We start from the raw sequence: 24438 nt of genomic DNA on the forward strand, positions 1-24438 counted from the left end.
CGCCAGTTATAGACCCGGGATGCCCCCATGACAGAAGCCCACGCAAAGGCCGCCACAACCCCCGACCTGCCCGTGCCGATCGAGCGCATCCTGGAGATGCTGCCACATCGCTATCCGCTGCTGCTGATCGACCGCATCGTCGAAATCAAACTCGACGAGAGCGCGGTGGCGATCAAGAATATCAGCTTCAACGAGCCCCAGTTCCAGGGCCATTTCCCCAGCCATCCGGTCATGCCCGGCGTGCTGCTGATCGAGGCCATGGCCCAGACCGCGGCGGCCCTGGTGGTCGCCACCGTGGGCGCGGATGCCGAAGGCAAGCTGGTCTATTTCATGACGGTGGACAATGCCCGCTTCCGCAAGCCGGTCACGCCCGGCGACCAGTTGCGCATCGCCGTGGAGAAGGAGCGGAACCGCGGCAATGTCTGGAAGTTCAAGGGGCGCTGCCTGCTGGATGGCAAGGTCGCGGCGGAAGCCAATTTCAGCGCGATGATTGTGGACCGATAAATGCCGTTCCTGCACCCCACCGCGGTCGTCGACCCCCAGGCGGTGGTGGCCGAATCCGCGCATATCGGGCCGTTCTGTGTCGTCGGCCCCCATGTGCGCCTGGGCGAGAACGTGACCCTGCACAGCCACGCGGTCGTGGACGGCCGCACGGAGATCGGCGAGGGCAGCGAACTCTATCCGTTCAGCTCGATCGGCCATCCGCCCCAGGACCTGAAATACAGCGGCGAGGCCTCGCGGCTGGTCATCGGCCGCAACTGCCGCATCCGCGAGCACGTCACCATGAATCCCGGCACCGAGGGCGGCGGCATGCTGACCCAGGTCGGCGACAACTGCCTGTTCATGGCCAGCTCGCACGTCGCCCATGACTGCAAGGTCGGCAACAACGTCATCATGGCCAACAACGCCACGCTCGCCGGCCATGTGGAGGTGGGCGACTTCGCCATTATCGGCGGCCTGGCGGCGGTGCAGCAGTTCGTCCGCGTCGGCCCGCACGCCATGATCGGCGGCATGTCTGGCGTGGTGAACGACGTCATCCCCTATGGCCTGGTGATGGGCGCGCACGCCGCGCTTTCCGGCCTCAACCTGGTCGGCCTGCGCCGCCGCGGCTTCGCCCAGGACGAGATCAAGGCCATGCGGGAGGCCTATCGCCTCCTGTTCAGCGATCAGGGCACCCTGGCCGAGCGCCTGGACCAGGTGGAAGCGACGCTCGGCACCTCCGACAGCGTGCGCGGCATTCTGGACTTCGCGCGCCAGTCCTCCGACCGCGGCCTGCTCAAGCCCCGGCCGGAGCATGCCGGCTGATCCAGCCGTGACCCCGCTCGGCATCGTGGCCGGCCGCGGCGATCTGCCGGCGCGTCTGGCCGAGCAGGCGCTGGCCCAGGGCCGCCCCGTGTTCGTGCTGGCCCTGACCGGCCAGGCCGATCCGGCGACCATCGCCCCCTACCCGCACGCCTGGGTCCGCCTCGCCGATGGCACGGCGGCGCTCAAACATCTGCGCGGTGCCGGCGTCGAGGAACTGGTGTTTGCCGGCGCCGTCAAACGCCCCTCGCTGCTGAGCCTGCGGCCGGACCGGCGCGCCGCCACCTTCCTGGCCAAGGTCGGCTGGCGGGCGCTCGGCGACGACTCGCTGCTGTCCGCCATCGTCGCGGAGTTCGAGGCCGAAGGCTTCCACGTCGTCGGTGCGGACGCGGTCTGGGGCGACGGGCGCATGCCGGCGGGCGCCCTCACCCGCGCCCGCCCGGACGCCGCCGCCTGGCGCGACATCCGCCGCGGCGTCGCGGTGGTGCAGGCGCTGGGCGCCGTCGATGTCGGCCAGGGCTGCGTCGTGCAACAGGGGATCGTGCTGGCCGTGGAGGCGGTGGAGGGCACCGACGCCATGCTGGCCCGCGCCCGCGACCTGCGGCGCGACGGGCCGGGCGGCGTGCTGGTCAAGCTGGCCAAGCCGGGACAGGACCGGCGGATCGACCTGCCGACCGTCGGGCCGGACACCGTCGACCTGGCCATCCGGGCCGGCCTGCGCGGGCTTGCCGTCGAGGCGGGCGGCGCGCTGGTGCTGGAGCGCGACGCGCTGGCGGCAACGGCCGACGCCGCCGGCCTGTTTGTGTACGGCATCGACCCGGCACGCGTGCTGGCCGAAACCCCGGATCCTGCCGATGACGCTGACTGACCCCCGCATCTTCCTGGTGGCCGGCGAACCCTCCGGCGACACGCTGGGCGCCGGCCTGTTGCGCGCGCTGCGGGCGGAGGTGCCCGGCACGGTCGCCCGCGGCATCGGCGGTCCCGGCATGGTCGAGGCCGGCATGGACCTGGTCTTCCCCTATGACGATCTCGCCATTATGGGCGTGGTGGAAATCCTGCCAAAGCTCGCCCAGTTGCAGCGCCGCTGGGCCGAGGCCGCCGCCGCGGTCGAGGCGTTCCGGCCGGACGTGGTCGTGACCATCGATTCCAGCGGCTTCAACAAGGGCCTGGCCAAGCGGCTGATCAAGGCGCGGGTGCCGGCACGGCGGGTGCATTATGTGGCGCCGATGGTCTGGGCCTGGCGCCCCGGCCGGGCGGAGGGCATGGCGAAGCTGTTCGACCGGCTCATGACCCTGTTTCCGTTCGAACCCCCGTATTTCGAGCCGTTCGGCCTGCCGACCGACTGCGTCGGCCATCCCGCCGTCGAGGCCCGGCCCGGCGACGGCCCCGGCTTCCGCGCCGGCCATGCCATCCCCGCGGAGGCGCCGGCACTGGCGCTGCTGCCCGGCAGCCGCCGCGGCGAGGTCAAACGCCTGCTGCCGCTGATGGTGGAGACCGTCCGGCGCATCGCCCCGTCCCTGCCCGGCCTGCATCTGATCTGCCCGACCGTGCCGCTGGTGGCGCCCTTGCTGCGCGAAGCGCTGGCGGGGCTGGATGTGACCGCGGTCGTGGTCGACCGCCTGGGGGACAAGCACGACGCGCTGGCCGCCGCCGACGCGGCGCTGGCCGCCTCCGGCACGATCACGCTGGAACTGGCGCTGGCGCGCGTGCCGATGGTGGTGACCTATCGGGTCAACGCACTGACCGGTTTCATCGGCCGCCGGCTGCTGAAGGTCCGGAGCGCCAGCCTGCCGAACCTGCTGGCCGGCCGGCCCTTCGTGCCGGAACTGCTCCAGGACCGGGCGACCCCGGATCGGCTGGCGGCGGCAACGCTGGCGCTGCTTCGCGACCCCGATGCGCGGCAGCGCCAGGCGCAGGGGTTTGCCGAGATCGCCGCCGCCCTGAACCCCGGCACGAACACGCCCAGCGCGACAGCCGCCAAAATCGTGCTAGAAGAGGCGGTCCGCGGCCGTGCCGCGCAAACCTCACCCCGCTGAAAGGAACTGCGAGCCATGAGCGCCCAGAACCCGTTCACCACCGGTCAGGCCCGTTACCTGCACACCATGATCCGGGTCAAGGACCTGGACAAGTCCATGGACTTCTACACCCGCCTGCTGGGCATGAAGGAGTTGCGCAAGAAGGACTTCCCGTCCGGCGAATTCACCCTGGCCTTTGTCGGCTATGGCGACGAGACCGCCCACACCGTGATCGAACTGACCCACAACTGGGGCCAGGACAAGCCCTACGACCTGGGCAACGGCTTCGGCCATTTCGCGCTGGCCGTGCCGGACGTCTATGCGGCCTGCGATGTCCTGGCGGCCGAGGGTGTCGAGATTCCGCGCCCCGCCGGGCCGATGAAGCACGGCGGCAGCGTCATCGCCTTCATCAAGGACCCGGACGGCTATCTGATCGAACTGGTCGAGCGGAAATAGGCAATTCGGTCACATTGTCGTGAAAACAGGCGCCATTTCGACGAATGGCGCCTTTCTCTTGCGCCGAAGTCCGCTAGCGTTGCCGACGGTCGGAACATTCTGTTCCCACATCGCAACAGAGAGGTAGTTCAAGTGATGACGCGTACCCTGATTGCCGCCGCCCTTGCCGTCTGCGTGGCCGGGCCGGCGCTGGCCGATGCCGACGCCGCCATCAAATACCGCCAGAACGCGATGAAAGCGATCGGCTCTCAGATGGGTTCGATCGTGGCGATCCTGAAAGGCGAGATCGACAACAAGGCCGCGCTCGCCAAGCACGCCGCCATCATGGGCGAGGCCACGAGCACGGCCATCACCATTCCGGCCTTCAAGACCAACACCGATGGCCAGGGCGATATCAAAACCACGGCCACCGCCGATGTCTGGGGCGAGTGGGACAAGTTCGAGGAAGGGCTGCGCAAGTTGGAGCAGGCCGGCAAGGACATCGCCATGGCCGGCGCGGACGCCAGCATGGACAATGTCAAGGCCCTGGGCTCGGCCTGCAAGGCCTGCCACGACCATTTCCGCCAGAAATAATCCGGCAACGCCTCAAAGGTAGTTGACCGCCGCCCAGACCAGGGCGGCGGCAACCGCCAGCGCCGGCAACGCCACCCAGGCCGGCGTGAAACGCACGTGCGGGTGCGGCTCGACCCAGGACTTGTAGCCGGTGACCATGGCGCGGATCAGGTTTTCCCGCTTCACCACCAGATAGAACAGCACGGCGCCGATATGGACCAGTGCGGCCGCCAGGATCAGGTTGAACACCAACCCGTGCAGGCCGGTGAGCGTGTCGGAGAAGCCCTTGCTCACCAGATGCGTCAGCGGACCGTCGAAATAGATGTCGTCGTTCGCGAACAGGCCCAGGACCGCCTGCGCCGTGACCAGCCCCAGCAGCAACAGAACCATGAGCCCGCCCAGCGGGTTGTGGCCGACGGTTTCCTGCAGCTTGCCGTGCAGCAGCCCGCGCGCATAGGCTTTCGCGGCGGCGACCCCCTTGAAGAAATCCCAGAACTGCGCTGTCTGGCTGCCGATCAGCCCCCAGATCAGGCGATAGATCATCAGCGCCAACAGCGCCTGGCCGATCCAGGCGTGCCATTCGATGAAGCCGTTTTCGGCGGTAAACCAGGCCGCACCGATCAGGACGACCAGGGACCAGTGAAACGCCCGCGTCGGCAAATCCCAGACGCGGAGCGGCGAACGCACGGATTGACGGGACGCAGGCTCTCGCTGGGCCGGCATCGGCTTCCCCTTTGAACTCATCGGATCGGACGCAGACAACCCAGCACATGTGTACGCCGCACGCGGCCGTCACTTGGGACAGGTGATCGCACCCGGCTACGCACGTCATGCCGCAATCGGCAATTCGCCCTTGATCAGCGTGCGATGCAGCACGCGCGCCTGGGTCGGGTCGACCTGGGTGCGGGCGTGCAGGGTGCAACGATTGTCCCACATCAGCACGTCGCCCGGCTGCCAGTCCTCCTGGGTCCAGCCGATCTCCGGCCGGGTGGCGGCGGCCCAGAGTTCGTCCAGCAGCGCCTCGCCCTCGGCGTTCGGCAGTTCCAGGATATGGCTGGACGGCGCCGCATAGCGCCGGCCCAGATAGAGCGCCTTGCGCCCCGTCTCCGGATGCACGCGCACCAGCGGATGCACCGGCCCTTCCACCTCCGCATAGGTCTGGGGCAAGGTCTTGGTCGGCCGGGCGCCGCCGGAGGTGTTGCGGCTGGCGTCCTGCCTGGTGTGCAGGCCGGCGATCCGCGCCTTGGTCGCCTCCGGCAAGTGCTCATAGGCCAGATACTGGTTCGCAAACGAGGTGTGGCCGCCGCCGTTCACCGGCACCCGCAAGGCGTGCAGGATGCTGCCGGCCGGCGGGTTGTCGACATAGGAATTGTCGGTGTGCCAGAGCAGTTCCTGGCTGCCGCTGCCGGAGCCCTTGAACACCGGCTTTCCCGTCTCGTCCAGGTTGGAGATGATCGAGATGCCGGGCAGGGCCGAAACCCGCCCGCTCTCGGTGCCGTAGCCCGCCTGGAGCCAATAGGCACGGCTGCCGGTGGATTGCTGGCCGCCGAACGCCTCGGCCATGGCGAGCAGATGCTCGTCGCCCAGGCTCTGACCGCGGAACAGCAGCACCAGATGCTCCGACCAGGCCTGGCGCACCGCCGCGGTGCGCTCCGCCGTCCAGGGCTGCGAGAGGTCGATGCCCCGCACCTCGGCGCCGAGCGCCTTGCCGGAAGGGATGATATCCATGGCGGTTCCTCCGCGGTTCCTCTGCGGTTGTCGGCTGTGTCGGCGCGTCAGATGGGCACCGGCCCCTGGGTCACCGTGCGGTGCATCAGGCGGCGATAGCGGTCGCCGTCGAAGGCGGCGGCCCGGTGCAACAGGCAAGAATTGTCCCAGACCAGCAGGTCGCCGGGGCGCCATTTGTGGGCGTAGCGGAACCGCGGCTGGGTCGACCACGCCTCCAATTCGTCGATGGGCGCCCGCCCCTCGGCCTCGCGGCCTTCGAGCCAGGAGGCATGCTGGCCCAGGAACAGCGCCTTGCGCCCGCTCGGCGTGTGGGTGCGGGCCAGGGGCTGCGCCGTCGGCGGCCAGTTGGCCTTTTCCTCGTCCGTCGCCTCGCGGTTGTTGGTGCGGCGCACGGAGTCGGGCCAGGAATGCACCACTTTCAGCCCGGCCAACTCCTGTTGCCGGTCCGGCGGCAGCGCCTCGAAGGCCAGGATCATGTTGGCGAACTCGGTCTCACCCCCCTCCTCCGGCACTTCCAGGGCATAGAGGAAGGTCGCGTGCGAGGGCGCGCGGCGGTAGGACTTGTCGGAATGCCAGTGCACGCTGCCCTTGGCGGCGATGGCCTGGCGGGGCGTGTCGGTCTCGTCCAGATTGGTGACGATGTGGATCAGGGGAATGTCCGACGAGCGGTTCGACTGCACGTGCACGTCCAGCGCGCCGAACTGCTTCGTCGCCTCGATCTGCTCGTGCTTGCTGAGCGACTGGTCGCGGAAACAGAGAATGTGATAGCGCCCCAGCGCCTCCTCCAGGCGGGCCATGACCGCCGGCGGCACCGGCCGGCGCAGGTCAAGGCCAACCACCTCCGCCGCCATCACGTCGGAGAGCGGGCTGATACGGATGGCGGTGCCGTCAAGACGATCCGGCATGGGCGTGATCCCTGGCTACGGGCTTTTCGCCACGATAACCCCAAGTCCGACCCGCGCCAAGCGCGCTACCACAAGTGACGCGCTCAGCCGGCATCCCTGCGGTTTGCCGCCACCTCTCCCAAAACCCAATCGCGAAAGGCCGCCACCTTCGGATCGCCGGCCTTGGCCTCCGGGTAGACCAGATAATAGCAGAACGCCGTCTCCTGCTCGATTGCGTCGGGAAACGGCCGCACCAGCCGCCCCGATTGCAGGTCGTCGTCGACCAATGCGCCGCTCGCCAGCACGACGCCCTGCCCCCGCAAGGCCGCGTCCACGGCCATGCTGCCGGAGCTGAAGCGCGGCCCTCGCTCGGCGACGTCAGGGTCGACACCGGCCGCACGCAGCCACATGCGCCAGTTCGGGGCCGCCTCTTCCTCGGTTTTCCATTGCACGTGCAGCAACGGGTAATGGCGCAGGTCCTCCGGCCGCCGCAGCGGCGGGCCGGCCGACAGCAATTGCGGGCTGCACACCGGAAAGGCGACGTCGGCGATCAGGCAATCCGACCGAAGCTTGGGGTAATCGCCACGGCCATACCGCAGCGCAATGTCGACGCCGTCGCCGGCAAAGTTCGCGTGCTCGTCCTTGGCGTCGACCCGGATATCGTAGTCGGGGTGCGCGTGGCGGAACCGTTCCAGGCGCGGCACCAGCCATTTCGCGCCGAACGAGGGCGCAACGCTCACCGTGATGATCCGGCCGCGCCCGACCGCGCCCATGGCCTCGCACGCCTCGGCGAGCCTGTCGAACCCCTCGCGCAGCAGCGGCAATGCGGCCTCCCCGGCTTCCGTCAGCCGCAGCGCGCGGGTCAAGCGTTCGAACAGAACGACGCCGCGGTATTCCTCCAGCGTCCGCACCTGTTGGCTGATGGCGGCCGGGGTCACGTGCAGTTCCGCAGCGGCCTTCTTGAAACTCAGATGGCGCGCGGCGGCCTCGAACGCACGCAGGCTGTTCAGGGTCGGGAGATCACGGGGCATTCGGGCCTCACTGCAAATAGATTTTCTAATCCATCCCTCTAGATCTTCTCGTTTGTGGAACGGTGTTTCGATCACGATTTTGGGTGGCGACAGAAGAACTGTGTGAGTGGGCGGACTTCAACAAACAAGTTCGGCTTACGCAATGCTTCCTTGCGAAACCTCGAAAGGTCTGTGCCATGAACGACTTTCTCACCCTGGCCGAACGCACCGAAACGCTTCGGGCGTGTTCGCCGCAATTCGAACCCCTGGGCGGTGGTGCGTTCCGGTTGCTTCATGCCAAGGGCGCGATGCTTGGCGACTGGCTGACACAGGCGCTGGAGCCGATGCGACGCGCGGCCCGGCGGCGCCAGACTCTCCGGGAACTGGGTCGGCTGGACGACCGCGCGCTGGCGGATATCGGCATTTCCCGAGCCGACATTGGCAGAATCGCGGACATCACGGCGCGCCAGGCACCGGACGAGGCGATGACGGCCGCCGACCTGCATCGGCGTCACCCGTAAGCCCATCAACCGGCACAAAAAGACCCGCCGCAAGGCCGGCGGCGGGTCAATTTGGGGCTCCTGCGGTCGGACGGAGAGTGGCTAGGGCGTTTTCGGTCCTGGTTGACCCACTCTCCTGCCCCATCTCCCGCGCAAGCGGGGACACGGAAGCGGGGCTGGTGAGCCGGCTGGAAAAGGCTCCGCTTTAGGCGTTCGCGACCGCGGCCTTGCCGGCATTCTCGCCGGCGATCTTGCCGAACACCGCGCCCGCCATCAGGCCGGTGCCGCCCGGATAGTTGAACCAGAACAGGCCGCCCGCCATCTCGCCCGCGGCGTAGAGGCCGGGGATCGGCAATTCCTCGGTGTCCAGCACCTGCGCATCGGTCGAGATGCGCACGCCGCCGAAGGTGAAGGTGATGCCGCAGGTGGTCTGATAGGCCTCGAACGGCGCTTCCTCGATGGTGTTGGCCCAGTTCGTCTTGTTGATCGCCAGCCCTTCGGTGCAGCGCCCGTCCTTGACGTTCGGGTTGTAGGGGATGTCCTGGCGGACCGCCGCGTTGTAGGCCTTGATCTCGCGCAGGAACTGTTCGGCGTTCACGCCTTCCAGCTTCTCCGCCAGTTCTTCCAGCGTGTTGGCGCGGACCTTGGTCACCTGGCGGATGCGGTATTCGTCGCGCAGGTTCGGGATGATCTTGTTGTCGAACACCTGCCAGGCCATCTGGTTCGGCTGGTTCAGGATCACCCGGCCGTATTTGGCATAGGTGTAGTTGCGGAAGTCCGCGCCCTCGTCGACGAAGCGCTTGCCCTCGGCGTTGATCATGACGCCCCAGGGGTAGGAGTGCTTCTGGAAATTGTCGCCGACATCCAGGTCGCCGAATTCCGGCGCGTTGTAGTCCCAGCCGACCGCGTGGCAGCCGCTCCAGTTGCCATAGGGGCGGGCGCCGGCGGCCAGGGCCATGGTGATGCCGTCGCCGGTGTTGAAGCGGGTGCCGCGCACCTTCGCCGCGTCCCAGCCGGGGCCCAGATAGCGGGTGCGCATTTCCGGGTTGCCCTGGAAGCCGCCGGCCGCCAGCACCACCGACCGGGCGTTGACGCGGACGGTCTTGAGCTTGCCGTTCTCGTCGCGCAGACGGACCTTGGCGCCGTGCACGCCATCGTCATCGGAGATCAGCTCGGTCGCGCGGGCGCCGTACATGATCTTGATATCGTTGTTGCCGCAGGCCTCGGTCAGCGCCTCCACCAGGCCCGGGCCACCGCCCCAGGCCGAGACGACCAGCCCGCCCCAGAACTTGAAAATGCCGTCGATCTTGAAGGCCTGCTTGCCGTAGATCGGCAGGAAGCGGACGCCCTTCTTGCGCATCCACTTCATGGTCTCCAGCGACCGGGTGACCAGCAACTCGCACATGTCCGGGTCGGTCTTGTACTCGGTCAGCCGGCCCATATCGTCGTAGAACTGGTCTTCGGTGTAGGTGCCGAAATCCGACATCGCCACCTCGTCGTCCGAGAGGTCCGGGCACAGTTCGCGGATATCGTCGACGCCATGAAACACGGTGCGGATATTGCCCGCCGTGAAGGCGGAATTGCCGCCGGCCTCTTCCTTGGGCGCCCGTTCCAGCACGATCACGCTCGCGCCCTGCTCACGGGCGGACAGCGCCGCGCACATGGCGGCGTTGCCGCCGCCCACCACCAAGACGTCCGTACTGATATCTGCCATGATCCGGGTACTTCCTTGCAGCGACTGTATCTCTGGGGCGGTTATAACCAGTTCGTCCCGCGTTCGTCGAGGTCGATACCGCCATCCTGGACTTTGCGCCCGGATTGGCGGACACTGGCGTCGCGCCGGGCGGAATAACCGGCTGAATATCCAAGCAAGGACAGGTTCGATGCGCCGAGTTGCCCTGACCGCATTCGCGGCCGTTTGTCTGACCGGAACCGCCCACGCCGAAGGCGACCCCCGTCCGCCGCTCTGGGAATTCGTGACCGTCGAGCGCTATGTCCAGGCTCTGGTTCAGACGGGTGTGATGGCGTTGCGCGATCAGGTCGAATTCACCTATTCGCACATCTCCGCCGACTTCCGGTCCGGCTCCGTCTTCCTCGACGGCCTGACGATCTATCCGGAGGTTCCCTGGGAGGGCGACGAGCCCTGCGTCGTCCAGGCCGAACGCGCCACCATCGCCACGGCGTCCCCCGCCAGCTGGGACACGTTGCGCCTGCACATCGCACTCCAGAGCGCCACCGCCAGCCTGAGCTGCTTGATGCCGCCGATGAACGAGCAGGTGAAGGCCGCGGGCATCAACCGCATCGCCATGGACCATTTCGACATCGACCTGGACTACCAGATCGGCCCCGGCCGGTTGCGGGTCATGGCGGATACCGCGTTGACGGGGCTGGCGTCGGTCAACCTCAACGTCGATTTCGCCTATTTCGCGATCAAGCAGAACGACGATATCGACGCCTTGCTCTCCCACGCCGCCGTGACCGTGGAAGACCAGGGGCTGTGGGAGAAAGCCAAGGCCTTCCTGCCGCCCAATCTCCAGGACCCGGATGCCGCCGCCGCCATGGTGCAGGGCGGCCTCGCCGAGGCGCTGCAATCGTCCCGCGGCCCGGGCCAGACCCGGCAGGCCCTGGCACCGGACCAGCAGGCCTTCGTCAACGCCGCCGTGCGCGAGGTGCGCCGGTTCGTCCAGGAGCCGGGCAGCATCACCATCGAGTCCCACCCGACGGACCTCGTCTATCTGGACGCGGATATCATCGAAGATCCGAAGGCGCTGTTCGAACAGCTTCAGCCGACGGTGAAGCGCTTCCCGACCCCCGCCAACCCGATCATCGAAACCGCAAAGCTCCGCGCCGCCCTGACCAGCCCGGACAAGCTGAGCGCAGACGAGCGTCTGACCATCGGCAAGGCCCTGGTCACCGGCAAAGGCACGCCGAAAGCCGTCGCCCAGGGCCGCGCCTTGCTGGAGCCGCTGTCGGCCGAGGGGAACACCGAAGCCGGGCTCGCCCTGGCGTCCGTGCTCGAAACCGAAGATCCCGCCGCCGCCTATCGCCTGGCGCTTCAGGCAGGGGCCGCCGGCGCCGATGGCGCCATCAGCCTGCTTGACAGACTGGAGCGGGACCTCACCACCCCGGACGTGCTGGCGATCCAGGCGGAAGTCGAGAGCCCCATCGGCGACGATGCCTATGCGTCGGTCTCCGCCATGCGCAGCCGGGCCATGGCCCATCTTTCCGGCTATGGCGCCCGGCGCAGTTACCACCAGGCGCTTTACTGGGCGACGCTGGCCAGTGCGGCCGGCGACCGGGCGGCCGCCGGCCTTGTCGACGAAATCCAAAACCGGATGCGCTATCGCGGCGATGCCGCCGCCCTGGCCTGGCAGGCCGAAGCCAGCGCCGTGGCCGATGCCGCCCTGACGGCCTGGTTGGACCAAAACCTGGCGGCCCGCTTCGGCCGGCAGAAATAGGCGACGGCCCTACCCCACCGGGTCCGCGTGCAGGGCCACGACCTCGCCGGCCAACGCCTTGTCCGGCGCCGGAAACAGGCTCATCACCGCCACGTCGTGGCCGGCAATCATCTCCGTGCGCCGGCCACCCGAAAGATCGGACAGCAGGCGGTAGCCGTCCAGCATGGCCTTCATGTCGTAGAACACGCCGAACGGCCGCTCCTCCTCCCATTCCTGGTAGAGATGGGCGGCGTCGCTCGCCAGCACGATCGGGCCGCGGCGGGTGTTGACGCGGATGGCCATCTGGCCGCGGCAATGGCCGCCGATATGCACCAGTTCGATGCCCGACCACGGCACCGAGACATTGCGGTGCTCCACCAGCCGGCCCTCGGCCTTGAGCCGGCGGATGGTGGCGCAATCACGCTTGCCATAGCCCTGGCGGAAGAATGGGTGACAGGGGTCGGTGCCGTCTACGATGGGCATCATCTCGGTGTCGATGTGGAAGGTGGCGCCGGTGAATTCGTCCAGATTGCCGACATGGTCGTAATGGGCGTGGGTGATGATCAGGTCGCTGATCCCGGCCGGATCCGCCCCCAGCCGCCGCAACCCGTCGGGCCCGGAGAAAAACAGGCGCGAGTCGAGCCGGTCCGCCAGCACCGGCGCATAGCCGGTATCGACGGCAATGGTGCGGCCCTCGCCCCGGATCAGATAGACGTAATAGGCCATGCCGGGGATCATCTGGTCGTGATCCGCGCTCAGCATCAGGCTGCCGGCCGAAACCGGGGCGTCGCCCTGGTCGGCATAGCGGATGGCATAGACTTCGTATTTGGGGATGGCGTCTGGAGATGGGGCGGCGGTCATGGGCGGGCGGTTCCTCGGGCTTGTGTTTGGCTTTGGCCCGCAAGGATAGGCGAGCCGCGCCGCCGGGAACAGAGGCACCGCGTCAGGTCTGGCGCCGGCCGTAGGTTTTGAACTTCTCCAGCACCTCGGCCATTTGCCCCGAGTTGAGGATCGCCGGGCGCGTCACCTGCAGGCAACGCCAGTAGGTGTCCGCCAGGGTCTCGACCTCCACCGCCAGCGCCAGCGCCTTGTCCAGCGAGGCGTCGCAGGCGATCATGCCGTGATTGGCGAGCAGGCAGGCCTTGCGCCCGTCGAGCGCCTTCAGCGCGTGATCCGAAAGCGCCTGCGTGCCGAACAGGGCATAGGGCGCGCAGCGGATCGTGTCGCCGCCGGCCACCGCCACCATGTAGTGAAACGCGGGAATGTCCTGGTGCAGGCACGCGAGCGTCGTCACCGCCCGGCCATGGGTGTGGACGAGCGCGTTCAGGTCCGGCCGCGCCGCCAGGATATCCCGGTGGAAGCGCCATTCGCTGGACGGCTTGAGGCCATTGCGGGCGGTGCAGTCGCCGTCGGCGAGGCGGACGGCCACCACGTCCTCGGGCTCCATCGCCTCATACGGAAGGCCGGAGGGGGTGATGAGCATCCCCTCGCCCCACCGCACGCTGGCATTGCCGCTGGTGCCCTGGTTGATGCCGAGGCCGTTCATGCGGCGGACCGTGTCCACCACCTGCCGGCGCAAATCCGCTTCGCTCATGCCGCCGCCTGCTCCGGAAACAGGTCCGCGAGCCCGTCAGCCGACGCGGCACAAACACCACGCTCGGTCACCAGTGCCGTCACCAGTGCCGCGGGTGTGACGTCGAAGGCCGGGTTGGCCGCCGGCGTCGTCTCCGGCGTGATGCGAACGCGGGTGAGATCGCCCGCCGGCGTCTTGCCCCACATCTCGGTCACTTCGGCCTCGGCCCGTTCCTCGATGGGAATGGCGAGGCCGTCGGTCAGGGTCCAGTCGATGGTCGGGCCCGGCAGGGCGACATAGAACGGCACGCCGTGGGCCGACGCCGCCAGCGCCTTCAGATAGGTGCCGATCTTGTTGCAGACATCGCCCGCCGCCGTCGTCCGGTCGGTGCCGACAATGCAGAGGTCGACCTGGCCGCGCTGCATCAGGTGGCCGCCGGCATTGTCGACCACCAGCGTGTGCGGCACGCCGTGGCGGCCCAACTCCCAGGCGGTCAGCGAGGCGCCCTGGTTGCGCGGCCGGGTCTCGTCGACCCAGACATGCACGGGAATGCCGGCGTCGTGCGCCTTGTAGATCGGCGCCAGCGCCGTGCCCCAGTCCACCGTCGCCAGCCAGCCGGCGTTGCAATGGGTCAGGATATGGACGGTCTCGCCCGGTTCCTTCGCCGCGGCGGCGTCGCGGATCAGGGGCAGGCCGTGGTCGCCGATGGCCTCGCAGATGGCCGCATCCTCGTCGGCGATTGCGCCGGCCCGCGCCCAGGCAACCGCCGCCCGCTCCGCCGGCGTCAGGGCCGAGAGGCGGGCACGCAGGTCGTCCAGCGCCCAGCGCAGATTCACCGCCGTCGGGCGCGTCGCGTAGAGCGTCTCATAGGCAAGGGCGAGGCCGGCGTCGCTGGGATCGTCCCGCATCGCCAGCGCCATGCCATAGGCGGCCGTCGCCCCGATCAGCGGGGCGCCGCGCACCAGCATGGCCCGGATCGCCTCCGCGGCCTCCGGCAGGACGCGCAGGCTGCGGGTCTCGAACGCGTGCGGCAGGCGGGTCTGGTCGATAATGCCGACCGAGCCATCGGCATTCGGCCAGATGGTGCGGTAAGGGGTGCCGTCCACCAACATGGCTCAGTGCCCCAGTATGCGGCCGGCCACGGCGTCGAGCCGCGCCACGACTTCGGAATCCGTCGCATGCGGCGGCGTGATGATCGCCAGGTCCAAGGCGGTATGGCAGCCGCTGGAACAGGACTCCTTGCGGCCCTCCAGCCGCGGGATCACCGCCTGCACCAGCGTCTTCGCCTTCTCTGCATTCTCGCCCAGCACCTTGACCACCTGTTGCACGGTGACGTCGTCATGGCCGTCGTGCCAGCAATCGTAGTCGGTGACCATGGCGACGGTCGCGTAACACATTTCCGCCTCGCGCGCCAATTTGGCCTCCGGCATGTTGGTCATGCCGATGACGGAGCAGCCCCAGGACCGATACAGTTCCGATTCGGCGCGGGTGGAAAATTGCGGCCCTTCCATGGTCAGATAGGTGCCGCCGCGCACCGCTGCGATCCCGACCGCCGCGGCCGCCTCGGCCAGGGCATCGATCAGGCGCGCGCAGGTCGGGTCGGCCATGGAGACATGGGCGACGCAGCCGGTTCCGAAAAAGCTCTTCTCGCGGGCGAAGGTGCGGTCGATGAACTGGTCCACCAGCACGAAAGTGCCCGGCGGCAACTCCTCCTTCAGCGAGCCGACCGCGGACAGCGAGATGATCTCGGTCACGCCACAGCGCTTCAGCACGTCGATATTGGCGCGGAAGTTCAGGTCCGAGGGCGGGATGCGGTGGCCGCGGCCATGGCGGGGCAGGAAGACCAGTTGCTGGCCGTTCAGTTCGCCGTGCATCACCGCGTCGGAGGCGACGCCGAACGGCGAATGCACGCGCTGCCAGCGCACATTCTCCAGCCCGTCGATCTCGTAAATGCCGCTGCCGCCGATAATACCGATGACCGGCGGGGTCCCTGGGGGATGGGCCATGGCGGGCCTCCTTCCTCTTGAAACGGTCTCTTTCAAGCAAAAGGGCCGCCTGTAACAGCGGCCCTTCGCAACATTTAAGCACGGACAGCGCTTGCGGCTAGTGCACGTCTGCCCAGACTTTCTTCTTCACGAAGTAGAGCATGACACTCAGCACCAGCAGGAACAGCACCACTTTCAGGCCCATGCGCTTGCGCTCATCGAAATGCGGCTCGGCCGTGAACATCAGGAAGGTCGAGACGTCGTGCGCCATCTGATCGAGCGAGGCCTTGGTCCCGTCCGCATACGTCACCGCGTCGTCGAACAATGGCGGCGCCATCGCGATCTGATGCCCGTCGAAGGCCACATTGTAGTGCATGCCTTCGATCACATTGAACCCGGGCGGCGGCTCGTGAAAGCCGGTCAGCAGGGCGTAGATGTAGTTCGGGCCGTTCTCGCGCGCCTTGGCCATCAACGACAGGTCCGGCGGCAAGGCGCCCCCGTTCGAGGCGCGGGCCTGCTTTTCGTTGGCGAACGGCGCCGGGAACGGGTCGGACGGACGACGCGGCCGCGTCGTCGCATCGCCATCGTCGTTGGTCGTCGCGATATCCGCCTGCGACGCCAGAGCCTTGATGGTCTCCGCGGGCAGGCCGATGCCGGCCAGGTCGCGATAATGCATCAGGTTCATGGAGTGGCAGCCGGCGCAGACCTCCTTGTAGACCTGATAGCCGCGCTGTGCGGCGGCACGATCGATCGTGCCGAACACACCGCTGAACGACCAGTCCTGGCTGGCAATCTCGGTCCCACCGCCGGCCGCCTGAACCGACGCCGGCAGCGCGAACGCGACCGCAGCGGCGGCAACGGCCGCCTGGGCGAAGCGAAGGATACGCATCAGGCTTTCTCCATCGGCTTGGCGGCGGCAGCGGCGGCGGCTCCGGTTCCCCCACCGAGCACGGGCTCGGCGATACTGGCCGGCGGTTGTTTCGGCCGCTCGAACAGCCCCAGATAGGGGATGATCACCAGGAAGTGCAGGAAGTAGTACGCGGCGCCGATCCGGCTCCAGTACACGAATTTCAGGCCCAGCCAGGCATCGTCCGGCGCGTTGGCGCCGCACCAGCCGAGCAGGATGCAATCCAGGCCCAGCAGCCAGAAAAACCATTTGTACATCGGACGGAACCGGGCCGAGCGCACCGGCGAGCGGTCCAGCCAGGGCAGGATGAACAGCACCGCGATCGCCGCGAACATGGCAAGGACACCGGCCAGCTTGTCCGGGATGGCGCGCAGGATCGCGTAGAAGGGCAGGAAATACCATTCCGGCACGATGTGCGGCGGCGTCTTCAGCGGGTTGGCTTCGGTGTAGTTGTCCGGGTGGCCCAGATAGTCGGGCGCGTAGAACACCACGCAGGCAAACACCAGGAAGAACACGGCAATGCCGAAATAGTCCTTCACCGTGTAGTACGGGTGGAAGGGGATCGAATCCTGCGGGCCCTTCATGTCGATGCCCAGCGGGTTGTTCGAGCCGTGCTTGTGCAGCGCCCAGATGTGCAGGATGACGATGCCGAAGATGACGAACGGCAGCAGGAAGTGCAGCACGAAGAAGCGGTTCAGCGTCGGGTTGTCGACCGAGAATCCACCCCACAGCCAGGTCACGATGCTCTCACCCACCAACGGGATGGCCGAGAACAGGCTGGTGATGACCTTCGCACCCCAGAAGCTCATCTGGCCCCAGGGCAGCACATAGCCCATGAAGGCGGTGGCCATCATCAGCAGCAGGATCAGAACGCCCAGAATCCACAGCAATTCGCGCGGCGACTTGTAGGAGCCGTAATACATGCCGCGGAAAATGTGGATGTAGACGACGATGAAGAAGAAGCTGGCGCCGTTCATATGCACGAAGCGGATGACCCAGCCGAAATTCACGTCGCGCATGATGCGCTCGACACTGGCGAAGGCCATGTCGACGTGCGGCGTGTAGTTCATCGCCAGCACCAGGCCGGTCGCAATCATCATCACCAGGCAAACGCCGGCCAGCGAGCCGAAATTCCACCAGTAATTCAAGTTGCGCGGGGTCGGATAGTCCACCGTCGCATGGTTCATCATGGAGAAGACCGGCAGGCGGTCATCTACCCATTTGGCCAGGGGATTGGTGATCGGAGTGTGCGGTGTATCGTGATCAGCCATGTCGCTTACCCGATCTTGATTTTCGTATCGGATTCAAACGCATAGGGCGGAATATGCAGGTTCTCCGGCGCCGGGCCTTTGCGGATCCGCCCGGACGTGTCGTATTCCGACCCGTGGCACGGACAGAACCAGCCGTCATAGTCGCCCTTCTTGTCGCCCGGCCGCTGGCCGAGCGGAATGCAGCCCAGATGCGTGCAAACGCCGATCATCACCAGCCATTCCGGCTTGATGACGCGCTCGGCATCGGTTTGCGGGTCGCGGAGCTCGCTGACATTCACGTCCTGCGCCTCCTCGATCTCCTTGGGCGTGCGGTGCCGGATAAACACCGGCGCGCCGCGCCACATGATCGTGATCGCCTGGCCCACGGCAATCGGCGCCAGATCGACCTCCGTCGAGGACACGGCCAGCGCATCCGCTGCCGGGTTCAAGGAATCAATCAGCGGCCAAACCGCAGCGCCAACGGCCACCACGCCCATGCCCGCAGTGGCCAACATCAGAAAATCGCGTCGGGTTTCACCATCATCGTGATGGTCCGCCCCGTGTACGGCGTCCGCCATCCTCACTCCTTCCCCAGTGTAACGAGGGACCTATTGAGATCACACCGTCTAGCCGAAGTCAGCCCCACACTCAAATCAGCGCCCGGTCGCAAGCGTCAATCCGCCACACAGCCTTGTCCCTCGGAAACGGCAGGGTGCGTGCCTATGACGGAACGGAATTTCACCCTGAACGGCGCCCGCCTCGTGGCCGACCCGACCGGCGCCCTGTGGTGGCCGGACCGACGCCTGCTGGCCGTCGCCGACCTGCACCTGGAAAAGGCATCGGCGTATGCGGCGGGCGGCGTGTTGCTGCCCCCTTACGACAGCCGGGAAACCCTGGACCGCCTGGCCCGTGTCGTGGCGCGGCGGCAGCCGGTCCACGTGGTGGCGCTCGGCGATTCGTTTCACGACGCCCTGGCCGCCGAGCGGCTGGAGCCGACGGTCGCCGCCCGCCTGCGCACCCTGGTCGCCGCTTGCGCGGACTGGATCTGGATCGCCGGCAATCACGACCCGGAGCCGCCCGCCGGCTTCGGCGGCAGGGTGGCGGCCGAATGGCGGCTCGGCCCGCTCGTCTTCCGGCACGAGCCGCAGCCGGGCCACCCCGGCGAAGTGGCCGGCCACCTGCACCCGAAAGTGCGGATCGTCACCCGCGCCCGCGCCCTCAGCGCCCGCTGCTTCGTCACCGACGGCCACCAGGCGGTGCTGCCGGCCTTTGGCGCGCTGACCGGCGGCCTGGATATCCGCGACCGCGCCATTCACGGCCTGTTTCGCTGCCCTCCGGTCGCCCTCGCGCTCGGCCCGGGACGGGTCTATGCGGTCGCGGGTCGGAGCGGAACGGCGCGGCGAGACTTGCGGCCATGACCTCAACCCTTTGCAACGGTGACACGCTTCACAGACAACGATAGGCTGCAACGGTCATGACGGGGTGCCGGGGGACGCCTGCGCCCACCCGACCGGCAACGGCAAGACGACGCGAGGAGACGAGAACCATGTCATTCGTGCGCGGTTTGATCCAGTTGATCTGCGGCAGGGAAAGCCCCGGCAATGGCGGACCGGCGACGCCGCCACCCAAGCCCGCCACACCGATCCTCGACCAGTTCGACGCCATTGCCGCCGGCGGCGGCAGCCCGCAGGAGATCGCGCTGCGGCAGGCCGGCTTCGTCCGCGGCCAGATTCGCGACAACGCCCTGCCCTTCTTCCGGGAGTTGCGCGACCATCGGCCGATCATGCCGGCGGGTCCGATCTGGCTCGTTTCGCGTTTCCGCGATGTCGAGGAAATCCTGCACCGCGAGACCGTGTTCGGCGTGCCCTACCTGCCGAACATGACCGGCGTCATCGGGCCGTTCGTGCTGAGCCAGGACATCACCCCGCAATACGACCACGACATCTCGGCCATGCGCCTCGCCATCCGGCGCGAGGACCTGCCGCGCGTGCACGGGATCGTCTCGCGCCACGCCGCGCAAATCGTCGACGAACTGGTCGCCACCGGCCAGCCGTTCGACATCGTCCAGAGCCTGACCCGGATCGTTCCGCTGCGCGTCGCCCAGGAATATTTCGGCTTCGAGGCGCCGGACGACGACATGAAACGCTGGGCGCGGGCCGCGTTCGAGGAATTCTTCGTCAATCTCGACAAGGTGCCGGCGGTGCGCGAGGCCGCGGTGCAGGCCGGCGCGGAAAGCCGCGATGCGCTGGCTGGCCTGATCGCCCGGCGCCGTGCCTCCGGCGAGGAGCGGGACGACGTGCTGGGCCGGCTGCTGGCGCAACAGAAGGCCGGCGGCGGCCTCTGCTTCGACGACGAGGGCGTGATTCGCACGTTGCAGGGCTGCCTGATCGGCATGGACGAGACCACGAACCAGGCCTGCAACGCCGCCCTGCTGGTCATGCTGAGCCAACCGCCGCTGCTGGCCGCCGCCCAGGCCGCGGCAAAGGCGGGCGAGGACGAGAAGCTTGCCGCCATCGTGTTCGAGGCGCTGCGCTTCCGCCCGATCAACCCGCTGGTGGTGCGCGTGCTGAAACAGCCCTACACGCTGGGCGCCGGCACGCCGCACGAGACCGCCCTGCCGGCGGGCGCGGTGGTGTTCAACCTCACCTGGTCGGCCATGTTCGACGAGCGGGTGCTGGAGACGCCGACGGAGTTCAAGCCCGGCCGGCCGGCCAGCCACTACCTGCACTTCGCCACCGGCCACCATGCCTGTTTCGGCCGCTATATCAGCATGGTGCAGATCCCGCAGATCCTGAAGCCGCTGCTGGCGCAGGACGGGCTGAAGCTGGCCGGCGCGCCGGAAATGGCCGGCCATCTGAAAGTCTTCCCGGACAAGGTAACGGTCGCGGTCGGCGGCTGAAGCCACCGCTCCTTCCGGCGCCGCCGATGGTGCGAGTGCGCCGCGCTGCCTGCGTCCCGGCCGGCGCAGCGCGCCGGGCCGGGATCGCCCGATCTCGCGCACACGGGCCGCCCGGGCGTTCGTATGCCGACACCGGCCCCGGATGCCCGCTCCGCAGGCTCCGGGGTACGGAAACGGACATGCACGGGGACGGAGGGCTCAGAGCCCTAACCCGAAATGTTCCCCGGCCGCCGCGGAGCGGTGAGCCGGGGCCGGCCGGTAAGTGCGAACACTGCCGCCCCCCGTGTTCGCATGCCGACACCGGCCCCGGATGCCCGCTCCGCAGGCTCCGGGGTACAGCCGTCCGGGGGTGCCGCCGGCTACTTCGTCTTCAGATATTCCAGCAGCGCCCGCTTGTCGTCGGCCGAGAGATCGGTGCCGTATTCGTGGCCGCCATTGCCGTTGCCGGTCTCCGAGGTCTTCACGGTGTATTTCCACTGGTCGCGCGGCAGATCGATCTGGAACCCGACCCGGACCGGGTCATAGTCGCGCTGGCCCAGCGGGAACTCCTTGGGCCGGTCGTTCGCCTTCTCCAGCAGGTCGGCCAGGGTCGGCACCGAGCCGTTGTGCAGATAGGGCGCCGCCGCCCAGGTGCCGTAGAGCGGCCGGGCCGCATACGGCTTGCCGTCGCCCAGATAGGGCTTGGCGTCGTCGCCGCCATCCGGCAGGACGGTGTCGCGCCAGTAGATCTTGCCGCGCCGGTCCAGATCCTCGTACTCGCGCAGTTCGGACTCGCTGACATTGTCGGCGATAACGGCCTTGTCCATGACCGCCTTGACCGCAGCCGCCACCACCGTCGCGAAGGCATAGCCCTCGAACGGCTGGCCGGCGGTGACACCCTTGCAGTCTTTCAGCAAGGTCGCGTCCTCGGCCGAATACTGGCGCTTCTTGAAGCCGGCCACCTGCGGCAGGTCGCCCGGATTCGGCACCGGACAGGCGACGGTCAGCGCCGCCCCGGCATCCGTTCCGACCGACGGCACGCCGGGAATCGGTGTCTCCAGCCCCGGCGCGTACCGGCGCAGTTCCAGCAGCCCGGTGTCGGTGTAATCGCTCGCGCCGTATTCGTGGCAGCGGGCGCACGTCGCGTCATAGATCGCCTTGCCCTGGCCGGCCAGCGCCGGGTCGATCTTGCCGAACACCTGCTCCGGCCATTTCGGCGGCGTGATATTGTACGAGAGCACTTCCAGTTCGCGCATGTTGCGCACCGGAATCGAGCTTGTGAAACGCTCGTCGCCCTGGTCCGGCAACAGCTTCACCGTGGCGCCCGCGCCCATGGTCTCGGTGAAATTGCGTTCCATCACCGAATTGGTGTTCTGGGTCCATTCCACCCAGCGATAGTCCTTGAAATTCCAGACCGGCGGGAATTTCGACGGCGCGTTCAACTCCACCAGATTGTCGTCGCTGAGCTGGGCCAGGATGAAATTGCGGGTGCCGTTGAACGCATCCAGCCGCCCGAAGCCGGAGGTGCATTGCGCCTTCGGCCCCTGGCATTCCGGCTTGGCGTTGCGCCGCTCGACCGCCTTGGCAATCACCTTGGCAAGGCTGGCCCGCGCCTTGAGCTCGTCGATATGGGTCAGCAGGCCCACCGCCTGGCCCAGCAGCACCGCCGGGCGGATCACCGGCGCCAGCCAGCCGTATTCGCCATAGGCCTGCTGGAACAGCCGCTCCAGGAACTGGCGTCGCAACTCGCCATTGTCCTTCAGCGCCACAACCGCGCCGAACATGTCGGCATAGAAGGTCTGCATGTCGAACATGTTGGGCGCGCCGTCGACGCGCACGCCCTTGCCGTTGTAGCGGAACTCGCCGGTGTGGCAGGCCGAGCAGGTGATGCCGACCATTTCCAGCCCGGCGGTGAAGTCGTTCCGGGCCAGGGTGAGGCCGACCGCCAGGCCATCGTCGCGCTTCGGGTCGGGCATCAGACCGAACCGCTCCAGATCCTCCATGAACGGCTTGCCGGTCTTCGGGTCGGTCAGCGCCCGCAACATGCGGATCGGGAAGATCTCCGCGCCCTGGCTGGTGTGGTAGAATCTGTCCTTGTTGTCGCCGGCGAGGCCGTTGCCATAGGACAGGTCGATCACCTTGGTATCGACCTTGTCATAGGCGACCGGCGGCAAATCCCCCGGCCAGAAATAGATCATGGCGCCGAGATAGATGACCACGATCGCGCCGATGATCCAGGCGAGAATCCGAAGCAACCCCATCTGCCATATCCTCCACGCAATGGTGGCGTCCCCTGCGCCGCTGGAGAATAAACCATACCGCAGAACGGCTTGCCGCTCCAGGCGAAACCGCAGCAGCCCGCCACCCATGGTAGCAAATGGAAGAAGGAGATGGTGGGCCCGCCAGGATTCGAACCTGGGACAACGCGGTTATGAGCCGCGCGTTCTGACCGCTGAACTACAGGCCCGCCAGGGTGGGATTATGCCGCGAATCGGCGCAAGGCCAACACCGCATTCAACCCGCCGAAGGCGAAGCTGTTGGAAAGCGCCGCCCGCACCGGGGCTTCCCGCGCCACATTCGGGATGTAATCCAGGTCGCAGGCCGGGTCGGCTTCCGTGAAGGAAATCGTCGGCGGCAAGATGCCGTCGAACGTGCCCAGCGTGGCGATCAGTTCCAGCGCACCGGCCGCGCCCAGCGCATGGCCGTGCATCGACTTGGTCGACGAAATGCCAATGGCCCGCGCCCGCTCGCCCAAGGCCATTTTCAGCGCCTCGGTCTCGGTCGGGTCGTTGGCCGGCGTGCCGGTGCCGTGGGCGTTGACGTAATCGATATCGTCCGGGTTCAGGCCCGCGTCGCGCAACGCGCCGCGGATCGCCCGCGCCGCGCCGTCGGCCGACGGCTGCACCAGGTCGCCCGCATCGGACGAGGTGCCGAAGCCCGCGATCTCGCCATAGATTTTGGCGCCACGCGCGCGGGCGTCTTCCAGGCGCTCCAGCACGACGATGCCGGCGCCCTCGCCCAGCACCATGCCCTTGCGGTCCTTGCTGAACGGCCGGCAGACATCGGGCGCCATCACCCGCAGCGCCTCCCACCCTTTGAGCGTGCCGAAGGTGATGCAGCTTTCGCAGCCGCCGGTTACCGCCGCCCGCATATGGCCGGAGCGCACTTTCAGATACGCCTCGCCAATCGCATGGTTCGAGGACGAGCAGGCCGACGCGATGCTGTAGGCCGGCCCGCGAATCCCGTGGGCCATGGTGATCTGGCTGGCGGCAGCGTTCGCCATCAGCTTCGGAATGACGAACGGATGCAGGCGCTGCGCGCCCTCGGCATACAGGCGATAAAAATTGTCGTCGACCGTGTTCATGCCGCCGACGCCGGTGCCCAGGATCACCGCGGTCAGCTCCGCCAGTTCGCCGTCGAAGGTCAGGCCGGAATCGGCAATGGCCTCCGCGCCGGCAACCAAGCCCAGCACGGCGACGCGGTCGACCATGCCCAGGGTCTTGCGATCCAGATGGTCGGCCGGATCGAAATTCTTGAGCTCGGCCGCGACCTTGGATTGCAGGCGATCGGGATCGACCTGGGTCACCGTCGCCAGCCCGCTGACACCCTCCCGCGTCGCCTGAATGTGCGCAGGCGCCGTCAGGCCCAGTGCGGAGACGCAACCGACCCCGGTAATCACAACACGATGCATGGCTTTGCCTTAGGCCGACTTGTCAGCGATCAGCTTTTCAACCGCATCCAGCAATTGACCGACGCTCTCGGTGTCGGCGCCGATTTCCTCGTCTGCCAGATACACGTCGAACTCTTCCTCGATCTGGAACATCACCTGGACCAAATCCACCGAGGAGATGCCAAGGTCATCCAGCGTGGCCTCCGGCACAATCTTGGCCGCATCGACCTCGCACTCCGTGGCAATGATCTGGATGATCTTGTCGCGTACTTCCGCCATTCCGTTGCCTCA

Annotated in this window: 25 protein-coding genes and 1 tRNA gene; 10 read left to right on the top strand and 16 right to left on the bottom strand. The window is 67.5% G+C overall.

Features of this window, described 5'->3' with window-relative positions; all coding sequences use genetic code 11:
- Positions 1-27 precede the first annotated feature (27 nt).
- From fabZ to H6844_11785, 6 genes are all read left to right on the top strand, one after another.
- Complete coding sequence (gene fabZ, locus H6844_11760; protein MCB9930073.1) at positions 28-504, top strand: 3-hydroxyacyl-ACP dehydratase FabZ; 477 nt, start codon at positions 28-30, stop codon at positions 502-504.
- Positions 505-1305, top strand: coding sequence for an acyl-ACP--UDP-N-acetylglucosamine O-acyltransferase (lpxA, locus tag H6844_11765; GenBank protein MCB9930074.1), 801 nt, complete (start codon positions 505-507; stop codon positions 1303-1305).
- Entirely contained in the window at positions 1295-2170 is an 876-nt protein-coding gene (lpxI, locus tag H6844_11770; protein MCB9930075.1) for a UDP-2,3-diacylglucosamine diphosphatase LpxI, read from the top strand. The genes lpxA and lpxI overlap by 11 nt, the downstream gene beginning before the upstream one ends.
- On the top strand, positions 2157-3338 hold the full coding sequence (gene lpxB, locus H6844_11775; protein MCB9930076.1) for a lipid-A-disaccharide synthase: 1182 nt from the start codon (positions 2157-2159) through the stop codon (positions 3336-3338). Before lpxI ends, lpxB begins: the two co-directional genes overlap by 14 nt.
- A gap of 15 nt (positions 3339-3353) precedes the next feature.
- Positions 3354-3773 carry a lactoylglutathione lyase gene (gene gloA, locus H6844_11780; GenBank protein MCB9930077.1) on the top strand — a complete coding sequence of 140 codons (420 nt, stop codon included), beginning with the start codon at positions 3354-3356 and terminating at the stop codon, positions 3771-3773.
- Positions 3774-3908: 135 nt separating this feature from the next.
- Positions 3909-4346: a cytochrome c gene (locus tag H6844_11785; protein MCB9930078.1), complete on the top strand. Its 438-nt coding sequence runs from the start codon at positions 3909-3911 to the stop codon at positions 4344-4346.
- 12 nt (positions 4347-4358) lie between these two features.
- Here H6844_11785 and H6844_11790 read toward each other — a convergent pair whose 3' ends face one another.
- The 4 genes from H6844_11790 to H6844_11805 form a co-directional block, all read right to left on the bottom strand.
- Entirely contained in the window at positions 4359-5048 is a 690-nt protein-coding gene (locus tag H6844_11790) for a cytochrome b/b6 domain-containing protein (protein ID MCB9930079.1), read from the bottom strand.
- Positions 5049-5153: 105 nt separating this feature from the next.
- Positions 5154-6053 (bottom strand): TauD/TfdA family dioxygenase, encoded by a 900-nt coding sequence (locus tag H6844_11795; GenBank protein MCB9930080.1) that lies wholly within the window; start codon positions 6051-6053, stop codon positions 5154-5156.
- A 47-nt stretch (positions 6054-6100) separates the two neighbouring features.
- Positions 6101-6958 carry a TauD/TfdA family dioxygenase gene (locus tag H6844_11800; protein ID MCB9930081.1) on the bottom strand — a complete coding sequence of 286 codons (858 nt, stop codon included), beginning with the start codon at positions 6956-6958 and terminating at the stop codon, positions 6101-6103.
- Between the two features lie 83 nt (positions 6959-7041).
- Entirely contained in the window at positions 7042-7968 is a 927-nt protein-coding gene (locus tag H6844_11805) for a transcriptional regulator GcvA (protein MCB9930082.1), read from the bottom strand.
- 287 nt (positions 7969-8255) lie between these two features.
- On the opposite strand from H6844_11805, the gene H6844_11810 reads away from it, so the two are divergent.
- Positions 8256-8468 (top strand): DUF1127 domain-containing protein, encoded by a 213-nt coding sequence (locus H6844_11810; GenBank protein MCB9930083.1) that lies wholly within the window; start codon positions 8256-8258, stop codon positions 8466-8468.
- Between the two features lie 184 nt (positions 8469-8652).
- Here the strand turns inward: H6844_11810 and tcuA are convergent, their stop codons facing one another.
- Positions 8653-10161: an FAD-dependent tricarballylate dehydrogenase TcuA gene (gene tcuA, locus H6844_11815; GenBank protein ID MCB9930084.1), complete on the bottom strand. Its 1509-nt coding sequence runs from the start codon at positions 10159-10161 to the stop codon at positions 8653-8655.
- A 169-nt stretch (positions 10162-10330) separates the two neighbouring features.
- On the opposite strand from tcuA, the gene H6844_11820 reads away from it, so the two are divergent.
- Positions 10331-11905 carry a hypothetical protein gene (locus tag H6844_11820; GenBank protein ID MCB9930085.1) on the top strand — a complete coding sequence of 525 codons (1575 nt, stop codon included), beginning with the start codon at positions 10331-10333 and terminating at the stop codon, positions 11903-11905.
- Between the two features lie 9 nt (positions 11906-11914).
- Here H6844_11820 and H6844_11825 read toward each other — a convergent pair whose 3' ends face one another.
- The 7 genes from H6844_11825 to petA form a co-directional block, all read right to left on the bottom strand.
- Complete coding sequence (locus H6844_11825; protein ID MCB9930086.1) at positions 11915-12745, bottom strand: N-acyl homoserine lactonase family protein; 831 nt, start codon at positions 12743-12745, stop codon at positions 11915-11917.
- Positions 12746-12827: 82 nt separating this feature from the next.
- Positions 12828-13478 carry a class II aldolase/adducin family protein gene (locus H6844_11830; GenBank protein MCB9930087.1) on the bottom strand — a complete coding sequence of 217 codons (651 nt, stop codon included), beginning with the start codon at positions 13476-13478 and terminating at the stop codon, positions 12828-12830.
- Entirely contained in the window at positions 13475-14569 is a 1095-nt protein-coding gene (mtnA, locus tag H6844_11835) for an S-methyl-5-thioribose-1-phosphate isomerase (protein MCB9930088.1), read from the bottom strand. The genes H6844_11830 and mtnA overlap by 4 nt, the downstream gene beginning before the upstream one ends.
- Before the next feature lie 3 nt (positions 14570-14572).
- Positions 14573-15463: an S-methyl-5'-thioadenosine phosphorylase gene (locus H6844_11840; GenBank protein MCB9930089.1), complete on the bottom strand. Its 891-nt coding sequence runs from the start codon at positions 15461-15463 to the stop codon at positions 14573-14575.
- A 97-nt stretch (positions 15464-15560) separates the two neighbouring features.
- Positions 15561-16331 (bottom strand): cytochrome c1, encoded by a 771-nt coding sequence (locus H6844_11845; GenBank protein ID MCB9930090.1) that lies wholly within the window; start codon positions 16329-16331, stop codon positions 15561-15563.
- Positions 16331-17620: a cytochrome b/b6 gene (locus tag H6844_11850; GenBank protein MCB9930091.1), complete on the bottom strand. Its 1290-nt coding sequence runs from the start codon at positions 17618-17620 to the stop codon at positions 16331-16333. Before H6844_11850 ends, H6844_11845 begins: the two co-directional genes overlap by 1 nt.
- A 5-nt stretch (positions 17621-17625) precedes the next feature.
- On the bottom strand, positions 17626-18177 hold the full coding sequence (petA, locus tag H6844_11855; GenBank protein MCB9930092.1) for a ubiquinol-cytochrome c reductase iron-sulfur subunit: 552 nt from the start codon (positions 18175-18177) through the stop codon (positions 17626-17628).
- Positions 18178-18321: 144 nt separating this feature from the next.
- Here petA and pdeM point away from each other — a divergent pair, with 144 nt between their 5' ends.
- A complete protein-coding gene (pdeM, locus tag H6844_11860; GenBank protein MCB9930093.1) occupies positions 18322-19017 on the top strand; it encodes a ligase-associated DNA damage response endonuclease PdeM in 696 nt (231 codons plus the stop codon).
- 128 nt (positions 19018-19145) lie between these two features.
- Complete coding sequence (locus H6844_11865; protein ID MCB9930094.1) at positions 19146-20498, top strand: cytochrome P450; 1353 nt, start codon at positions 19146-19148, stop codon at positions 20496-20498.
- A 359-nt stretch (positions 20499-20857) separates the two neighbouring features.
- Here the strand turns inward: H6844_11865 and H6844_11870 are convergent, their stop codons facing one another.
- From H6844_11870 to H6844_11885, 4 genes are all read right to left on the bottom strand, one after another.
- A complete protein-coding gene (locus tag H6844_11870; protein MCB9930095.1) occupies positions 20858-22738 on the bottom strand; it encodes a hypothetical protein in 1881 nt (626 codons plus the stop codon).
- A 130-nt stretch (positions 22739-22868) separates the two neighbouring features.
- A tRNA-Ile gene (locus H6844_11875) sits at positions 22869-22944 on the bottom strand.
- Positions 22945-22956: 12 nt separating this feature from the next.
- On the bottom strand, positions 22957-24168 hold the full coding sequence (locus H6844_11880; GenBank protein ID MCB9930096.1) for a beta-ketoacyl-[acyl-carrier-protein] synthase family protein: 1212 nt from the start codon (positions 24166-24168) through the stop codon (positions 22957-22959).
- A gap of 9 nt (positions 24169-24177) precedes the next feature.
- Positions 24178-24426: an acyl carrier protein gene (locus tag H6844_11885; GenBank protein MCB9930097.1), complete on the bottom strand. Its 249-nt coding sequence runs from the start codon at positions 24424-24426 to the stop codon at positions 24178-24180.
- Between the last annotated feature and the right edge of the window lie 12 nt (positions 24427-24438).

The sequence above is a fragment of the Alphaproteobacteria bacterium genome (assembly GCA_020638555.1).
Lineage (GTDB): Bacteria > Pseudomonadota > Alphaproteobacteria > Bin95 > Bin95 > JACKII01.